At 62.5% G+C, this 16,559-nt stretch carries 16 protein-coding genes; 11 read left to right on the forward strand and 5 right to left on the reverse strand.

The features are described 5' to 3' along the window. Positions 1–13 precede the first annotated feature (13 nt). Genes RC54_RS10235 through RC54_RS10245 form a run of 3 tightly spaced genes read right to left on the reverse strand, consistent with a single transcriptional unit; the run spans position 14 to position 2,546 of the window. A complete protein-coding gene (locus tag RC54_RS10235; protein WP_058895232.1) occupies positions 14–385 on the reverse strand; it encodes an EamA family transporter in 372 nt (123 codons plus the stop codon). After that, entirely contained in the window at positions 382–2,109 is a 1,728-nt protein-coding gene (locus RC54_RS10240) for a glycosyltransferase family 39 protein (protein WP_061788815.1), read from the reverse strand. The genes RC54_RS10235 and RC54_RS10240 overlap by 4 nt, the downstream gene beginning before the upstream one ends. Before the next feature lie 56 nt (positions 2,110–2,165). Next, on the reverse strand, positions 2,166–2,546 hold the full coding sequence (locus tag RC54_RS10245; RefSeq protein ID WP_058895234.1) for an Mth938-like domain-containing protein: 381 nt from the start codon (positions 2,544–2,546) through the stop codon (positions 2,166–2,168). A gap of 412 nt (positions 2,547–2,958) precedes the next feature. Here RC54_RS10245 and RC54_RS10250 point away from each other — a divergent pair, with 412 nt between their 5' ends. Together RC54_RS10250 and RC54_RS10255 are read left to right on the forward strand one after the other, a co-directional pair. Then, positions 2,959–4,188: a pyridoxal phosphate-dependent aminotransferase gene (locus RC54_RS10250; RefSeq protein ID WP_017450977.1), complete on the forward strand. Its 1,230-nt coding sequence runs from the start codon at positions 2,959–2,961 to the stop codon at positions 4,186–4,188. A 71-nt stretch (positions 4,189–4,259) separates the two neighbouring features. Beyond that, positions 4,260–5,570, forward strand: a complete 1,311-nt coding sequence (locus RC54_RS10255; protein WP_058897537.1) for a homoserine dehydrogenase — start codon at positions 4,260–4,262, stop codon at positions 5,568–5,570. 90 nt (positions 5,571–5,660) lie between these two features. Here the strand turns inward: RC54_RS10255 and RC54_RS10260 are convergent, their stop codons facing one another. After that, positions 5,661–6,098 (reverse strand): surface-adhesin E family protein, encoded by a 438-nt coding sequence (locus RC54_RS10260; RefSeq protein ID WP_058895235.1) that lies wholly within the window; start codon positions 6,096–6,098, stop codon positions 5,661–5,663. 303 nt (positions 6,099–6,401) lie between these two features. Here RC54_RS10260 and thrC point away from each other — a divergent pair, with 303 nt between their 5' ends. The 9 genes from thrC (at position 6,402) to RC54_RS10310 (ending at position 15,506) form a co-directional block, all read left to right on the forward strand. Next, a complete protein-coding gene (thrC, locus tag RC54_RS10265; protein WP_061788816.1) occupies positions 6,402–7,862 on the forward strand; it encodes a threonine synthase in 1,461 nt (486 codons plus the stop codon). A 221-nt stretch (positions 7,863–8,083) separates the two neighbouring features. Beyond that, positions 8,084–9,313: a molybdopterin molybdotransferase MoeA gene (locus RC54_RS10270; protein WP_373281432.1), complete on the forward strand. Its 1,230-nt coding sequence runs from the start codon at positions 8,084–8,086 to the stop codon at positions 9,311–9,313. A gap of 181 nt (positions 9,314–9,494) precedes the next feature. Continuing rightward, positions 9,495–9,752, forward strand: coding sequence for a molybdopterin converting factor subunit 1 (gene moaD, locus RC54_RS10280; protein WP_017450982.1), 258 nt, complete (start codon positions 9,495–9,497; stop codon positions 9,750–9,752). 1 nt (position 9,753) lies between these two features. Beyond that, positions 9,754–10,398: a class I SAM-dependent methyltransferase gene (locus tag RC54_RS10285; RefSeq protein ID WP_061788818.1), complete on the forward strand. Its 645-nt coding sequence runs from the start codon at positions 9,754–9,756 to the stop codon at positions 10,396–10,398. A gap of 144 nt (positions 10,399–10,542) precedes the next feature. Continuing rightward, a complete protein-coding gene (locus RC54_RS10290; RefSeq protein ID WP_034357856.1) occupies positions 10,543–11,913 on the forward strand; it encodes a GntT/GntP/DsdX family permease in 1,371 nt (456 codons plus the stop codon). Positions 11,914–11,979: 66 nt separating this feature from the next. Then, the gene (gene moaE / locus RC54_RS10295; protein WP_058895239.1) at positions 11,980–12,435 is read left to right on the forward strand and encodes a molybdopterin synthase catalytic subunit MoaE; all 456 of its coding nucleotides are present in this window, start codon (positions 11,980–11,982) and stop codon (positions 12,433–12,435) included. 71 nt (positions 12,436–12,506) lie between these two features. Next, entirely contained in the window at positions 12,507–13,853 is a 1,347-nt protein-coding gene (locus RC54_RS10300; protein ID WP_058895240.1) for an Nramp family divalent metal transporter, read from the forward strand. A 75-nt stretch (positions 13,854–13,928) separates the two neighbouring features. Further along, positions 13,929–15,218 carry a type II toxin-antitoxin system HipA family toxin gene (locus RC54_RS10305; RefSeq protein WP_061788819.1) on the forward strand — a complete coding sequence of 430 codons (1,290 nt, stop codon included), beginning with the start codon at positions 13,929–13,931 and terminating at the stop codon, positions 15,216–15,218. After that, entirely contained in the window at positions 15,219–15,506 is a 288-nt protein-coding gene (locus tag RC54_RS10310; protein WP_017450988.1) for a helix-turn-helix transcriptional regulator, read from the forward strand. A 55-nt stretch (positions 15,507–15,561) separates the two neighbouring features. Here the strand turns inward: RC54_RS10310 and RC54_RS10315 are convergent, their stop codons facing one another. Then, entirely contained in the window at positions 15,562–16,536 is a 975-nt protein-coding gene (locus RC54_RS10315; protein WP_058895242.1) for an HlyD family secretion protein, read from the reverse strand. Between the last annotated feature and the right edge of the window lie 23 nt (positions 16,537–16,559).

Below are 16,559 nucleotides of genomic sequence, written 5' to 3' on the forward strand. Positions count from 1 at the left end.
TCGTTATTGTAAATCAGCTTCTGGTCAGCAAGACCACGCCGACGATGATCACGCCAATGGCCACCAGGCGCTGCAGGGAGATCGCCTCGCCCAGGAAGTACCAGGCGCCGATGGCGTTGATGATGTAGCCCAGCGATAGCAACGGGTAGGCGATGGTGACGTCGACCCGCGACAGGCCGATGATCCACACTCCCACCGAGATCACGTAGCAGGACAGGCCGCCGATGATGGGCAGCTGGGTGGCCAGCTTGATGCCGGTGGAAAACCAGTTCTCGGTCGTGAGGTGGATAGCGCCCACCGCATTGGTGCCGGCCTTGAGCAGCAACTGGGCCACAGCGTTCAGGCAAATGCCGATGAAGATGAAACCGAAGGTGGTCAGGTTCATTGGGCCGCCTTCTTTTCGCCAGCGGTCGGCGTGGCCGGCAGCGGATCATTGGCCACGATCACGCGGCGCGGGTCCTGGCCGATCAGGCGCATGGGCAGCTTGCGCTGTACCAGTTGCTGATAGATGGTGGGATCGATGATGGCGATATCCTTCTTGCCAGCCGCATGGTCGGCCACCCACTGTGCCACGAAGGCATCGATGGTCGGCAGCCACAACTGTGGCTCTTGCTTGAGGCCGAATTCCATTTCATCGGCGTGCTCGACCAGGATCATGGTGCGGCGCAGGTAGAAGGGCAGCGCCTGTTCGTAGCGGCCGACCAGGTAGATCGGGGTCTCCGGCTTCAATTCGGCCTGCAAAGCCGGCACGTAGTCCACGCCAGCGGAATAGCGGCCTTGCGGATCATGGCCCAGCATCAGCAACTGGCCGGCCACGAAGGCGGTGGTGGCCAGTGCCGTCACGGCCCAGTCCTTGTGCTGGCGCGCCAGGCGGATGGCGGCGATGCCACCGATGAAGAAGATCAGCGCCCCGGCATACAGGTAGGGGATGTGGGCCTGGATCAGCGGCAGCGAATAGGCATCCTTGGCCAGCTCGGGCACGCGCGGAATGAAGGCCAGCGCCACCGCCGAGGGCAGCGCCACCAGCGAACCGGCCCAGGCCAGCGCCTTGTAGTCGGCTTCTTCCAGGTAGCAGGCAATGAGCAACGCCAGCGCCGGGAAGATCGGCAGGATATAGGAGGGCAGCTTGGAGTCCGAGATGCTGAAGAACACGAAGATGAACACTGCCCACACCAGCAGCAGCCGCTTGGGCTGGAAGCGGCCACCGTTCAAGCTGTTGTAGCCGGCCGTGTCGCGCTGTTCGCGAGTGCCTTTCCACAGGCTCTGGAAGAACACGCCCAGCCAGGGAATGATGCCCAGCACCAGGATGGGAATGAAGTAGTACCACGGGCCGGTGCGGCTATGGATCTTGGTGGTGAAGCGCTGGAAATGCTCGTGGATGAAGAAGAATTGCGGGAATTCCGGGTTGCGCAGCGACACCGCCACGAACCACGGGGTGCAGATGGCAAAGAACAGCAGCAGGCCCTTGACCAGGTGCAGTCGCTTCCAGATCGCCCAGTCGCGCGCAAAGAGTGTATAGAGCACCAGTACCGCGCCCGGCAGGACGATGCCGATCAAGCCCTTGGACAGTACCGCCAGCGCCATGCCGGCCCAGCACAACAGCATCCAGTTGCGCTGGCCTTCACGCGAGACGCCATCGCGCTGCGCCATCAAGAGCGCGCACAGGGCGATGGTCATCATGCCCGACAGGCCCATGTCCAGCGTATTGATGTGGCCCATGCCGGCCCAGAAGAAGCTGGAGGCCAGCACCAGCGCGGCATAAAAGCCGACGCGGCCATTGAAGACGCGGCTGCCGGTATAGGCCGCCAGGCCGATGCCCAGCAGGCCGCACAGGCCCGTCCACAGGCGCGCCTGCCATTCACCCAGGCCGAACAGCTCGAAGGTGATGGCATTCATCCAGGTTTGCAGGGGCGGCTTCTCGAAGTACTTGATGCCGTTTAAGCGGGTGGTGATCCAGTCCTGGGTGGCCACCATCTCGCGAGCCATTTCGGCGTAGCGGCCTTCGTCGGTGGGCACCAGTACGCGCGCGCCCAGCATCCAGAACCAGACCAGCAGGAAGAGAATGAGCAGCGTCCAGACGAACGCCTTGGATTTATACAGTTCGCGCATTGACAGCGGTTCCTTGTTGCGTGTTCTTGGGTTTATTGTCGCGGCAAGTGCCGGCGTCAGGCCTGGGGAGGGATGATCAGCGCCAGTGCCACCTTGCGCCCCTCGGCCATGAGGATGTTGTAGGTCCGGCAAGCGGCCTGGTTGTCCATACATTCCACCCCGATGCGACGCGTGGTCAGTACCATGGTCAGCTTGGGGTGGACGAAGCGCTGGCGCTCGCCGGTGCCCAGGATCACCACGTCCGGCAAGGTGGCGTCGATCTGGGCGAAATGCTCGGTGGTGAGTGCCTCGAAACTGTCCACGGGCCAACGTACCGGTTCACTTTCCGGTAACACCAGCAGACTATGGGTGAAGCGGATGGCATTGAGCTCGACACCGTCCTCATCATAGGCGGTGACGGTCTGGTATTGCTTGGTTTCGGTCGAATGGAGCTTCATCGCAGGATGGGCAGATGGGTTGCAGGCAGCCCCGCGGGGCAGACGACCGGGCCATGATGTCAAGTCGACATGCATTGCAGCAACGCGGTCGTAAAGTGCGCCATTGTAGCCGTTTCCGACCCCGGCGCACGCCTATTTGATTGATAAAATGCTTAGCTTTGGGCAAAATGGCCGGTTCCCGGCAAGCCTTGGCGGCAGCGTCGCCGGCCTCTTTGCAAGTGCTTTACAGTGGTTTGATAATGCACTGCAGCAGGCATGGAGATGCAGGGAAATGAGGGCCAGCGTGGTGATGGGATGGGACGGGGCGGCAAAGGTTCCAAGGCCACAGTCCACGCGACCGATGAGCGAAAGTGGGGTGGCCGGCGCAATGCGGACCCGGACGGCCCACTTCGAAACGAATAGAGGAAGAGCTGTGCGACCGATTCAGAAATCCAAGAAGCTGGCAGATGTGTGTTACGACATTCGTGGTCCCGTGCTGGAAAAAGCGCGTCAGATGGAAGAAGAGGGGCACAAGATCATCAAGCTCAACATCGGCAACCTGGCCGCCTTCGGCTTCGATGCGCCCGATGAGATCGTGCAGGACATGATCCGCAACATGGGCAATGCTTCCGGCTATACCGATTCCAAGGGCTTGTTCGCGCCGCGCAAGTCGGTCATGCACTATACCCAGCAAAAGAAGATCGAAGGCGTCACCATCGATGACGTCTACCTGGGCAATGGCGCTTCCGAACTGATCGTCATGAGTGTGAACGCACTGCTCAATACCGGCGACGAAGTGCTGGTGCCGTCGCCCGACTATCCCCTGTGGACCGCCGCCGTGAGCCTGTCCGGCGGCACCCCGGTACACTACGTCTGCGACGAGCAGCAAGGCTGGCAGCCCGACATCGCCGACATCAAGAAGAAGATCACCCCCAATACCAAGGCCATCGTCGTCATCAACCCCAACAACCCCACTGGCGCGCTGTATTCGGTGGAGGTGTTGAAGGAAATCATCGAACTGGCACGTCAGCACCAGTTGATCATCCTGGCCGACGAGATCTACGACAAGGTGCTCTACGACGGCAACACCCATACCTCGCTGGCTTCGCTGGCCGATGATGTGCTGTTCATCACCTTCAATGGCTTGTCCAAGAACTATCGTTCCTGCGGCTACCGGGCCGGCTGGATGGTGGTCTCGGGCGAGAAGAAACATGCCCGCGACTACATCGAAGGCTTGAACATGCTGGCCTCCATGCGCCTGTGCGCCAATGCGCCGGGCCAGTTCGCGATCCAGACCGCGCTGGGTGGCTACCAGAGCATCAACGACCTGGTCGCTCCTAATGGCCGCCTGACCAAGCAGCGCGACCTGGCGCACAAGCTTCTGACTGACATCCCCGGCGTGACCTGCGTCAAGCCCAAGTCGGCGCTGTACATGTTCCCGCGCCTGGACCCGGAGATCTACCCGATCAAGGACGACCAGGAATTCGCCTACGAACTGCTGGCCGAGGAAAAGGTGCTGATCGTGCAGGGCACCGGCTTCAATTGCCCGACGCCCGACCACTTCCGCGTGGTGTTCCTGCCCAATACCGACGACCTGAGCGAATCCATGGGCCGTATCGCCCACTTCCTGGAAGGCTATCGTCGCCGTCACGGCACCGCCTGATCCGTTTTGCAGTCCCCGTCACGCGCGCTCGTAGCGGCGTGGCGGTCTTTTTCACCAACCACGAAGACAATATGAAATCCATCAAAGTAGGTTTGCTCGGCATCGGCACCGTGGGTTCCGGTACTTTCAATGTTCTCCAGCGCAACCAGGAAGAGATTGCGCGCCGTGCAGGCCGGGGCATTGAAATTACCATGGTCGCCGCTCGCAATACTGCCCGCGCGACCGAACTGACCCAGGGAAAAGTCAAGGTCGTCAACGACGGCAATCTGGTGGTGAACGATCCCGAGATCGATATCGTCGTGGAACTGATTGGCGGCTATGACACCGCCCGCGACCTGGTGATGAAGGCCATCGCCAACGGCAAGCACGTGGTCACGGCCAACAAGGCTCTGATCGCCACGCACGGCAACGAAATCTTCAAGGCGGCGCGCGAAAAGGGCGTCATCGTGGCCTTCGAGGCGGCCGTGGCCGGGGGCATCCCCATCATCAAGGCGCTGCGCGAAGGCTTGACTGCCAACCGTATCCAGTGGGTGGCCGGCATCATCAACGGCACCACCAACTTCATCCTCTCCGAGATGCGCGACAAGGGCCTGGACTTTGACGTGGTGCTGAAGGAAGCACAACGCCTGGGCTATGCCGAAGCCGATCCGACCTTCGACATCGAAGGCGTGGACGCAGCCCACAAGCTGACCATCATGGCTTCTATCGCCTTCGGCATTCCGGTGCAGTTCGACAAGGCCTACGTGGAAGGCATCACCAAGCTGCAGGCCAGCGACATCACCTATGCCGAGCAACTGGGCTATCGCATCAAGCTGCTGGGCATCACCCGCCAGACGGCCAAGGGCATCGAACTGCGCGTACACCCGACGCTGATCCCGGCCTCGCGCCTGATCGCCAATGTCGAAGGCGCGATGAACGCGGTGGTGGTGCGCGGAGACGCCGTGGGCGAAGCGCTGTACTACGGCAAGGGTGCCGGCTCCGAGCCGACCGCCTCGGCCGTGATCGCCGACCTGGTCGATATCACCCGCCTGGCCACGGCCGACCCGGAACACCACGTGCCATCGCTGGCCTTCCAGCTCAACGCCATGGCCGATACGCCGGTGCTGCCCATGAGCGAGGTGGTGACCAGCTACTACCTGCGCATCCGCGTGGCCGACCAGGCCGGCGTGCTGGCTGATGTGACGCGCATCCTGGCCGATTCGACCATCTCGATTGATGCCATGCTGCAGAAGGAACCGGCCCAAGGCGAGCAGCAGACCGACATCATCATGCTGACTCACCAGACCCAGGAAAAGAATATCGAGGCGGCCATCGCCAAGATCGAGGCGCTGTCCACGGTCGTCGGTCAGGTCACCAAGATCCGTCTGGAAGAACTGGGTTGAGGATCAGTTTCAGGTTGTCATGCTGAAAACAAAAAACGGAGCCCGCGGGCTCCGTTTTTCGTATCAGGGGGCGGTTTGAGCCGCCTATGATCATTTCTTCACTTCGAAATTGCAGACTGCCTGCAGCATGGCGTCGCCCACCGACATCGGCTTGGGCTTGATGAACTCTTGTCCCTTCAAGGCATCGCTGTGGTCACGCTTGTCGCCCTTGCCATCGTTCTCGGCAAAGATGATCTCGCGTACCAGCTTCATGCTGCCAGCCTTGCAGTTGTATTGGTGCAGGTCCTTGTAGGACTTCAGCGACGGGAAATCCTTGTCGCCGCCATTGGGGCGCGCTTGCTTGAAGTTCCACATCGACCAGGCTTCGCGGATGCCACCGGATTCGACGATGGAATCGGTATCGACCAGCAATTCGGCGGTATCCGAGCCGCCCAGGGATTGCCAGTTCTCGGCGTGTGCCGGCAGGCTTGCCAGCGTCGCGCCAAACAGGCCGGCCGTGGCCAGCAGGGTCTTGATCTTGTGGTTCATGCCGTTTTCCATCCTTATTGAGTGTAAATAGCGTCTTTGATGTGGCCAGCGTGCAAACATTCCCGCCCTCGGGCGGCGCTGCACGAAGTGGCGCAGCATAGCCCGGTCATGCGCGGCTTTCAAGGGTGGTAACGTTTTATTTCAGCTTCGCTTGCCGTCCTGATGATCCAGGGTAATATCCGGCGCGCATGAACCGCAGGGCAAACTTCCATGCTGCGCTTTTGTGCAGCGCCCGCTGGCCGTATAATCGAGGACTTTCCTCTGACTCCACGCTCCCGCCGTCTGCCGGCGAATCCTATCGACATGCACTACGTTTCCACCCGCGGTCACGCTGCCACTCCTTCCTTTTCCGACATCCTGCTGGGCGGCCTGGCCCCGGACGGCGGTCTGTACCTGCCGGCCCAGTACCCCCAGGTCAGTGGCGCCGAGCTGGACCAATGGCGCAAGCTGTCGTATGCCGACCTGGCCTTCGAGGTGTTGAAGAAATTCGCCACCGACATCCCTGACGCCGACCTGAAGGCGCTGGCGCACAAGACCTATACCGCCGACATCTATCGCAACACCCGCGCCGGCGAAGACGCCGCTCAGATCACGCCGCTGCGCACCCTGCAGGAGCAGGATGGCAAGAAGCTGGTGCTGCAAAGCCTGTCCAACGGTCCTACGCTGGCCTTCAAGGACATGGCCATGCAATTGCTGGGCAACCTGTTCGAATATGCGCTGGCCAAGAAGGGCGCTGAATTGAACATCGTCGGTGCCACCTCCGGCGACACCGGCAGCGCCGCCGAATATGCCATGCGCGGCAAGCAGGGCATCCGTGTCTTCATGCTGTCGCCGCACAAGAAGATGAGCGCCTTCCAGACTGCCCAGATGTTCAGCCTGCAAGACCCCAACATCTTCAACCTGGCCGTAGAAGGCGTCTTTGACGACTGCCAGGATATCGTCAAGGCCATCTCCAACGACCTGGAATACAAGGCCGCCAAGAAGATCGGCACCGTCAACTCGATCAACTGGGCGCGCGTGGTGGCGCAGGTGGTGTACTACTTCCGTGGCTATCTGGCCGCCACCACCAGCAATGAGCAGAAGGTGTCCTTCACCGTCCCCTCGGGCAACTTCGGCAACATCTGCGCCGGCCATATCGCGCGCATGATGGGCCTGCCCATCGACAAGCTGGTGGTGGCCACCAACGAAAACGATGTGCTCGACGAATTCTTCCGTACCGGCATCTACCGCGTGCGCAAGTCAGCCGAGACCTACCACACCAGCAGCCCCAGCATGGACATCAGCAAGGCCTCCAACTTTGAGCGTTTTGTCTATGACCTGCTGGGCCGTGACAGCACCCGCGTCAAAGCCCTGTTCCACAAGGTCGAGACCGAGGGTGGATTCGACCTGAGCGGTCAGGCCGGCAGCGATGGCAATGAATTCGCCAGTGTGATCCAGTATGGCTTTGCCTCCGGCAAGTCCACCCATGCTGACCGCCTGGAGACTATCCGCTTTGCCGAAAAGACCTATGGCATCACGGTCGATACCCATACCGCCGATGGCATCAAGGTGGCGCGCGAACACCTGGCACCGGGCGTGACCATGATCGTGCTGGAGACCGCTTTGCCGGCCAAGTTCAACGAAACCATCCGCGAAGCCCTGGGCCGCGATGCCGACCGGCCCGCCGGTTTCGAGAACATCGAGGCGCTGCCGCAGCGCTTCGAGGTGATGCCTGCTGACGCCGCGCGGGTGAAGGCCTACGTGGCCGAGCATACCGGCCTGTAAGCATCCAAGAGCCCAAGCACTCAAGCGTCAGGCAACGCCGTCCGCGCCACGTGCGCGGACGGCGTTTTTCATGCACCGACGGTCGACGCCGATTGCATTAGAATGGCGGGTCGCTGTATCGACCAGAAAACAACGCATTCACCGAATTTCCTCCCGTCCTGCCTGCCATGTCCTCCCACTCCACCCCCGCAAACGCCCCGGAACAACCAGCTCGTGCTCCTATGCAAAGCGTCAGCCAGGCACTCGATATCTTGCTGGCCGCCGCCGTACCGGTCGAGCAGAGCGAGACCATCGATACTCTGGGCGCCTGTGGGCGCGTGCTGGCTGCGCCGGTGCAGGCGCACATCAACGTGCCGGGCATGGACAATTCGCAGATGGATGGTTACGCCGTGCGCGCTGCCGATTGCGTCTCGGGTGACACGCGGCTACGGGTTTCCCAGCGCATCCCGGCCGGCCACGTCGGCCAAGCGCTGGAGCCCGGCACGGCAGCCCGCATCTTTACCGGCGCCATGATGCCTGAGGGAGCGGATGCGGTGGTCATGCAGGAAGCCTGCGAGGCCGATGGCGAGCACGTGGTGATCCGCCATGTGCCCAAGGCAGGGGAATGGGTACGGACCATCGGCGAAGACATCCGCCAGGGCAGCATCATCCTCGCCGCCGGGACTCGCTTGCGCGCGCAGGAGCTGGGCCTGGCGGCTTCCATCGGGCAGGCGCAGCTGCAGGTGGTGCGCCCGGTACGGGTGGCGGTCTTCTTCACCGGCGATGAATTGACCATGCCAGGCCAGCCCCTGAAACCGGGGGGCATCTACAATTCCAACCGTTTTTTGCTGCGCGGTCTGCTGCAACAACTGGGTTGCCAGGTCAGCGATTACGGCATCGTCCCCGACAGTTTGGAGGCTACCCGCCAGACCCTGCGCGAGGCTGCGCGCGAGCATGATCTCATCATCACCAGCGGCGGCGTCTCGGTGGGGGAAGAAGACCATGTGAAGCCTGCTGTCCAAGCCGAAGGGCGTATCAAGCTGTGGCAGATCGCCATGAAGCCTGGCAAGCCCTTGGCCTTCGGCCAGGTGCGACGCGGACAAGGAGTGGAAGAGGGGGGAAGTGAAGCTTTCTTCCTTGGGCTGCCGGGCAATCCGGTGGCTTCCTTCGTCACTTTCCTGCTGTTCGTGCGGCCCTTCCTGCTGCGCCTGCAAGGCTTGCCGCGCGAGGCGGTGTTGCCGCAGCCGGTGGCCATGCGCGCCGATTTCGACTGGCCCCGTGCCGACCGTCGCCAGGAATTCCTGCGCGTGCGCCGCAATGCCCAAGGCGGCCTGGATCTTTTCCCCAGCCAGGGATCGGCGGTGCTGACCTCGACCGCCTGGGCCGATGGTTTGGTCGACAATCCGCCTGGACAGACCATCGCTGCTGGCGACATGGTGCAGTTCCTGGCCTTCGATCACCTGTTGTACTGAGCGCCAGGGGAGCCGCCATGAGACTGGCCGACATCGATCAGTATCTGTGTATGGAGCGCGTGGTCGCTGCTGGTGATGATGACCTTTACCATCGTGGTCCACCTCAAGCATATTCGAAGCAAGATTCATATCGCCTATTGAAGGCGCCTTGAAGGCTGGCTCACCCCCTGAAGGAAATTTCATGAAAATCGAATTGCGTTTCTTCGCCAGCGTGCGCGAAGCCCTCCAGACTTCGCAGGAAGTGATCGAACTACCGGACAGCGTCAAGACCGTGGGCGACGTGCGCGCCTTCCTGATCGGCCGCGGTGGCATCTGGGCCGAGGTACTGAGCCCGGAAAAAAACCTGCGCATGGCCTACGACCATGAGATGACCGAGGCCGATACCGCCATTGCCGATGGCGGCGAAGTCGCCTTCTTCCCGCCGGTCACCGGAGGCTGAGGTGAGCGTGCGCCGCGATCCCGTCGCCGACACGATTGCGCATTACGGCAGCCATGCCGAGAGCTTTCGCCAAGGCACCTGGGAGCATGACGTCAGCCAGAACATGGCGGCGCTGCTGGAGTCCTTGAGCGCCAGGGCGGGCCAGGCCGGGCAGGGACCGTTCACGGTGCTCGATTTGGGCTGCGGTCCGGGGCGCGATCTGCTTGAATTCACCCGCCGCGGCCATGTGGCCGTGGGGCTGGACGGCACTGCCGAATTTGTCGAGATGGCGCGTGCGGCCTCGGGCTGCGAAGTCCTGCACCAAGACTTCCTGCAACTGGACCTGCCACTGCAGCGCTTTGACGGCATCTTCGCCAATGCGTCGCTATTCCATGTGCCCTCGGCCGAGTTGCCGCGCGTATTGGGCCAGTTGCGTGCCAGCCTCAAGCCGGGTGGCATCCTGTTCAGTTCCAATCCGCGCGGGGCCGACCTGGAAGGCTGGAGCGGGCCGCGCTATGGCGTCTGGCATAGCCTGGAGGGCTGGCGCGGCTACCTGGAGCCAGCAGGATTCATTGAATTGCGGCATTATTACCGCCCTGACGGCTTGCCGCGCGAGCAGCAGCCGTGGTTGGCCAGCATCTGGCAGAAAACAGAAGATGCGAACTGAACCAAGCTCATCTTAGATTCGCACATCTGGATTCTTTGGGAGGAGACCGGGCCTGCGCCAAACGGGCCTGCGGAGGGGGTGCCAAAGACATCGCTCATCAATGAAGCGATGCGCATTCATCCACACCTGAAGAAGGAACCCATCTTGATTTCGACTCAACTGGCCGCCTGGGCGGCCCAGGACACGCAGTTGCTGCTGGTCACACTAGCCGCGCTGGTGACCATCGTGGTGCTGATCAGCTTCCTGTCCATCGCGCCCTTCCTGTCCATCCTCATCGGCACCTTCGTGGCCGGCATCGGTGCCGGCCTGCCGCTGGAAGACATCGCCAAGGCCTTCAGCAAGGGCGCCGGCAGCCTGTTGGGCGAAGCCGGCATCATTATCGCCTTGGGTGCCATGCTGGGTGCCCTCATGGCCGAGTCCGGCGCGGCTGACCGCATCGTCAACACGCTGCTGCGCTATGCGCGCGGCAGCATCATCCCCTGGATGATGGCGCTGGTGGCCCTGGTGGTGGGCCTGCCGTTGTTCTTCGAGGTGGGCTTGGTGATGATGGCGCCGATCATCTTCGTCATGGCCCGTCGCTCCGATTTGCCCATCATGCGCGTGGCCATTCCTGCGCTGGCTGGCATGACCACGCTGCACGCGCTGCTGCCGCCGCATCCGGGCCCGCTCATTGCCGTCTCGGCGCTGCACGCGGACCTGGGCACGACCATGCTGCTGGGCTTCATCGTGGCCATTCCGGCGGTCATCATCGCCGGCCCCCTGTATGGCAACTTCCTGGCGCCACGCCTGAAGCTGTCCGAGCCGGACCAGATCGGCAAGCTCTTCACGGCCCGTGAAGGCCAATCGCAACCCGGCTTCGTGGCCGCACTGGTGACCATCCTGCTGCCGGTGGCGCTGATGCTGGGGCGCACGGTGGCGCGCATCTGGGTCACACCCAAGACCGAGCTGTTCGAGATGCTCAATTTCTTTGGCGAACCCATCATCGCGCTCACCGTCACTGTGCTCTTTGCCGTGGTGGTGCTGGGCTGGGGCCAGGGCAGCAGCCGCTTTGAAGTCGGTGCCACGCTGCGCCGCGCCTTGCCGCCCATTGCCGGCCTGTTGCTGACCATCGGTGCCGGTGGCGGCTTGAAGCAGACCCTGTTGTCGGCCGGCATCAGCGACACCATCACCAAGATCGCCGCCGGCACCCACATGCCGCTGATCCTGCTGGCTTGGATCATCGCGGTGGCGCTGCGCCAGGCCACCGGCTCGGCCACTGTCGCCACCACCGCCACCGCTGGCATCGTTGCGCCGCTGGTAGCGGGTCTGTCGGCGACCCACAATTCCTTGATGGCGCTGGCCATCGGCGCCGGCTCGGTGTTCTTCTGCCACGTCAATGACGCCGGCTTCTGGATGGTCAAGGAATACTTCGGCCTGAACCTGAAGCAGACCTTGGCCACCTGGTCGGTAATCCAGACCCTGGTGTCGGTGATCGGGCTGGGCATGACCTTGCTGCTGTGGGGGCTCTTGGTCTGATCTCGTCTGATCGGGCGGGCAGGGCGCTGGTAGAATCGCAGCTTGCTTTTCATTTTTCTAGCCGCCATGCCCGTTCGTGTCCAGACTGCCGATTTCGACCTCTCCACCGAAGTGGCGCAATTGCGTCTTTCCAATCCTCGCGTGGGTGCCGTGGTCAGCTTCGTGGGCACGGTGCGCGACCTCAATGAGGGCGCCGCCGTTTCGGCCATGGAGCTGGAACACTACCCGGTCATGACCGAGCGCGCCCTGGAGCAGATCGTGCAGCAGGCCAAGGTGCGCTGGCCCATCTGCGAGGCGCTGGTGATCCACCGCGTCGGTCCCTTGCAGCCGTGCGAACAGATCGTGCTGGTGGCGGTGACCTCGCCCCATCGCGGCGAAGCCTTCGCCGCTTGCGAGTTCATCATGGATTACCTCAAGACCCAGGCGCCGTTCTGGAAAAAGGAACAGACGCCGCAAGGCGCGCGCTGGGTCGATGCTCGCGAGAGCGACGACACCGCGCTCGCCAAATGGACACAACAATAAGGCGCGCCTGGCCGGCACGCCCATTCCGGTAGCGCGCCATTACCGGCCTAGCCTATACAGGGGAAACCGTCTTGCCATTCACCTTCCGCTTCCCGCGCATTCCGGGTTTGCCCACCACGGCCACCGCGCCGTTCTGTCCCTCCGAAGTCTCGGGCTCGGTCCCGGTCCCACCCACTGCCTCGGTCTGGCAGAAGTTGCGCATCTATGTCGGCCCGGGGCTGCTGGTCTCGATCGGCTACATGGACCCCGGCAACTGGGCTACGTCCATCCAGGCCGGTTCGCAGTTCGGCTACCAGTTGCTGTTCGTGGTGATGCTCTCCAGCCTGGCGGCCATCGTGCTGCAATGCCTGTGCGCCCGGCTGGGTATTGCGACTGGCAAGGATCTGGCGGTGCATTCGCGCCAACACTATCCCCCGGCAGTGGGCAAGGGCATGTGGGTGCTGGCTGAACTGTCCATCATCGCCTGCGACCTGGCCGAGGTGCTGGGCTGCGCACTGGCCTTCAATCTGCTGCTGGGCGTGTCCTTGCCGGTAGGGGTCTTGCTGACCGCGCTGGATACCTTGATCGTGCTGGGTTTGAAGGGCAGGGGATTTCGTCAGGTAGAGGCCATCATCCTCGGGCTGGTGCTCACCATTGCCGCTTGCCTGCTGGCGCAACTGGCCTTCGTCAAGGCCGACTGGCAGGAGGTCATGCAGGGCTTCGTGCCTTCGCTGCAGGCCATCTCCAGCCGCGAGCCGCTGTACCTGGCCATCGGCATCATCGGCGCCACCGTGATGCCGCACAATCTCTACCTGCATTCGTCCATCGTCCAGACCCGCAGCGTGCGGCGCGATCCGGCTTCGCTGCTGGAGGCGGTGCGCTATACCCGCGTCGATACCACCGTCTCCTTGCTCATCGCCATGGTCATCAACGCCACCATCCTGATCCTGGCGGCGGCAGCCTTCCACAAGAGTGGCAATACCCAGGTGGCCGAGCTGGACCAGGCCTACCACCTGCTGGACCCGATCACCGGCTCGGCGCTGGCGGCGATCCTGTTTGGGGTGGGGCTGTTCGCCTCGGGCCAGAGTTCGACCTTCACCGGCACCATTGCCGGCCAGGTCATCATGGAAGGTTTCCTGAAGCTGAAGATTCCCTGCTGGCAGCGCCGCATCATCACCCGCGCCCTGGCACTGGTGCCGGCGTTGATCGGGGTCTTGACGCTGGGCCCGCACTCCGTGGGCAAGCTGCTGGTGGCAAGCCAGGTAGTGCTGTCGCTGCAATTGCCCTTTGCCATGTATCCCCTGATTCGGCTTACCAGCCGCCGCGATCTGATGGGCGATCTGGTCAATCGCTGGTGGGTCAGTGCCGTGGCCTGGGGTTTGTTCGTAGCCATTTCAGCGGCCAACGTGTGGTTGGTGTGGCAGGTGTTTGCGGACTAGTGTGGAATTACTTGCGCATTAAACTATCATGATTGATCTGGATTTGCGGCCTAATAATGATAGTATGATGTGTATATGAAGACCTCTTGCACACTTCAAGTTTATATCGACGGGGCCTGGCGGCAGGCCGGTGCGTTGTCGTTGACTGCGCCGGTCGAGCTGGGCATGGCGGCCTCGACTTACTTCATCTATGACGCCGTGCACTCCATCGATTACATGGGCAGGCGCGATGCCGCCGCCTTGTCGGTGAACCTGCCGGTGAGTTTTGAGAGCCTGAGTGAAGCGCGCTGGCCGGCTTGCCTGATCGACCTGCTGCCGCAAGGTTACGGCCGTGGCGAGCTGTTGCGGCAACTGGGTCTGGATGAACGGACCGAAGCCAGCGCGGATTGGCCACTGTTGTGTGCAGGCACGGGCAACCCCATCGGCAATATTCGCGTGCTGGAAGCCTGGGAATGGGCGCAGGCGCGCAGTGCGCCGCAGTTGCGTGGCTTCGCCGTGGAAGAAATCGCTGCGCGTTCGGAAGACTTCAACGAATACCTGGCGCAGCACGGCCTGTTTCTGGCGGGCTCATCGGGGGTACAGGGCGAGTGGCCCAAGATCCTGCTGACCCGCGCCCGTGATGGCTTGTTCTACCTGGATCACGCCCTGCCCGATGAACTGGCCGAACGCCATTACATCGTCAAGTTCGGGCGTGGGCCCGATCCCGACCTGGCCGATATTCTGCGGCTGGAGGCTCCCTATATGAAACTGGCCGCTCACCTGGGCCTGAACGTCCATGCTGTGCTGGAACTGCACGGCAAGGCCTTGTTCATTCCCCGGTTCGACCGCGAAGTGCGGGGTGCACAGGTGCTACGCCATGCCCAGGAAAGCATCGCCTCCCTGTGCGGCGTCACCGGCTTTGCGGCCACGCCCACGCACAATGCCGCCTGTGCCCGGCTAGGGGAGGTTGCCACCGATCCGGTGACCGAGATCATCGAATATCTGAAGCGCGACATCGCCAACATCGTCCTGCGCAACAAGGACAATCACGCCCGCAATACCGCCATCCGGCGCGATGCGCAGGGACAGATCGGCTTGACGCCGCTGTTCGACTTTGCCCCGATGTGGCTGCATCCTGACGGCATTGCACGCCGCATGCGCTGGGAGCGCGATGACGGCGGTTCCCCGCAATGGGCCAGCGCCATCGAGCAGGCGTGCGAGGCTGCGCAGATCGACCAGGGACCGGTGAAGTCGGCCGTGCGTGAGATGGCTTGGCCACTGACTGACCTGTTGGACTACGGTCGCAGCCTGGGGATCGAGCCGACCTTCCTGGACCCGCTTGCCACTACGGTGGCGCAGGTACGGGCACAGCTGGAGGCGCTCTGAATGGATAAACGTTTCAAGCCCCTGAGCGCCATTGAGCAAATGGAAGAGCGGCGTGCACTCTTCGATGAACTGGCGGCCAATCCGACCTTGCCGGTCCCGGCCGTGGTCCGCAAGATTCGCACCACCTTGCGCCTGACCATCGCCGAATACGCCAAGCTGTGCGGCGTCTCCGCCCGCACGCTGCAAGACATCGAGCGGGGCGAATCCAGCCCCACGCTGGCGACCGCCGAGAAGCTGCTCAAGCCGGTCGGCATGAGCGTGGGTGCAGTTGCACGCAAGCGCCCATGAAAAAGGCGACCTGCTGCCAGGTCGCCTCATTCTGCCATCTCGTTTCTTCAGGCCATCAGTTCTTGGCCACAGCCTGCTGCTTGCCACTGCCCGGCTCCAACACCACCGTACAAGTCAGACCAGAAGCCAACAGCACGTTCTCAGGCACCTTGTCCAGGTGGATGCGCACCGGGATGCGCTGGGCCAGTCGCACCCAGTTGAAGGTCGGATTCACATCGGCGGTCAGTTCGCGGCTTTGCGGGTTGTCGCGGTCGTAGATGCCGCGAGCGATGCTGTCGACATGTCCTTCCATGGTGGCGCCGTTGATCAACTGGATCTTGGCATGGTCGCCGATGGACAAGAGCGGCAGCTTGGTTTCCTCGAAATAGGCATAGACCCAGAAGGAGTGGCTGTCGATCACCGCGATCTTGGCCGCGCCTGCGGTCGCATAGTCGCCACGGCGCACGTTCAGGTTGGTGATGTAGCCATCCACCGGTGAAAACACCTTGGTGCGTTCCAGGTTCAGCTTGGCCGTATCGCGTTGCGACAGGGCGGCCTGATATTGCGCCTGGGCGCCTTGCAGTTGGGCCTGGGCGGCTTCCAGCTGGGCTTGCGAGGCGGTGACCTGACTGCCGGCGTCTTCCCGCGCTTCGCGCGAGACCACCAGCGCATCGACGTCGGCACGGCGGCGTGCCTGGGCGCGGCGCATGTTCAGGTCGGCGCGACGGGCTTCCACTTCGGCCTTGCGTACCTCCAGATCGGCCTTGCGGGCGGTCACGGCGGCTTCAGCCTGCTGCAGCGCCAGCGTATAGCGGGCCGGGTCGATTTCCATCAGCAGATCGCCTTTCTTGACCAACTGGTTGTCGCGCACCGGCAGGGCCACCACCTGGCCCGAGACATCGGGCGCGATGTTGACCACGTCGGCACGCACGCGGCCGTCACGGGTCCAGGGCGAATGCATGTAGTGCTGCCACAGGCTCCAGGCCAGCAGGATGGCCACAAGGAAAATCACCAAGGTGATGAGGACACGGAAAATCGATTTGACCGGCATGATGAACTACTCCTGAATGTTTC

Origin of the sequence: Herbaspirillum rubrisubalbicans, from assembly GCF_003719195.1 — a bacterium.
Taxonomy (GTDB): Bacteria; Pseudomonadota; Gammaproteobacteria; order Burkholderiales; family Burkholderiaceae_D; genus Herbaspirillum; species Herbaspirillum rubrisubalbicans.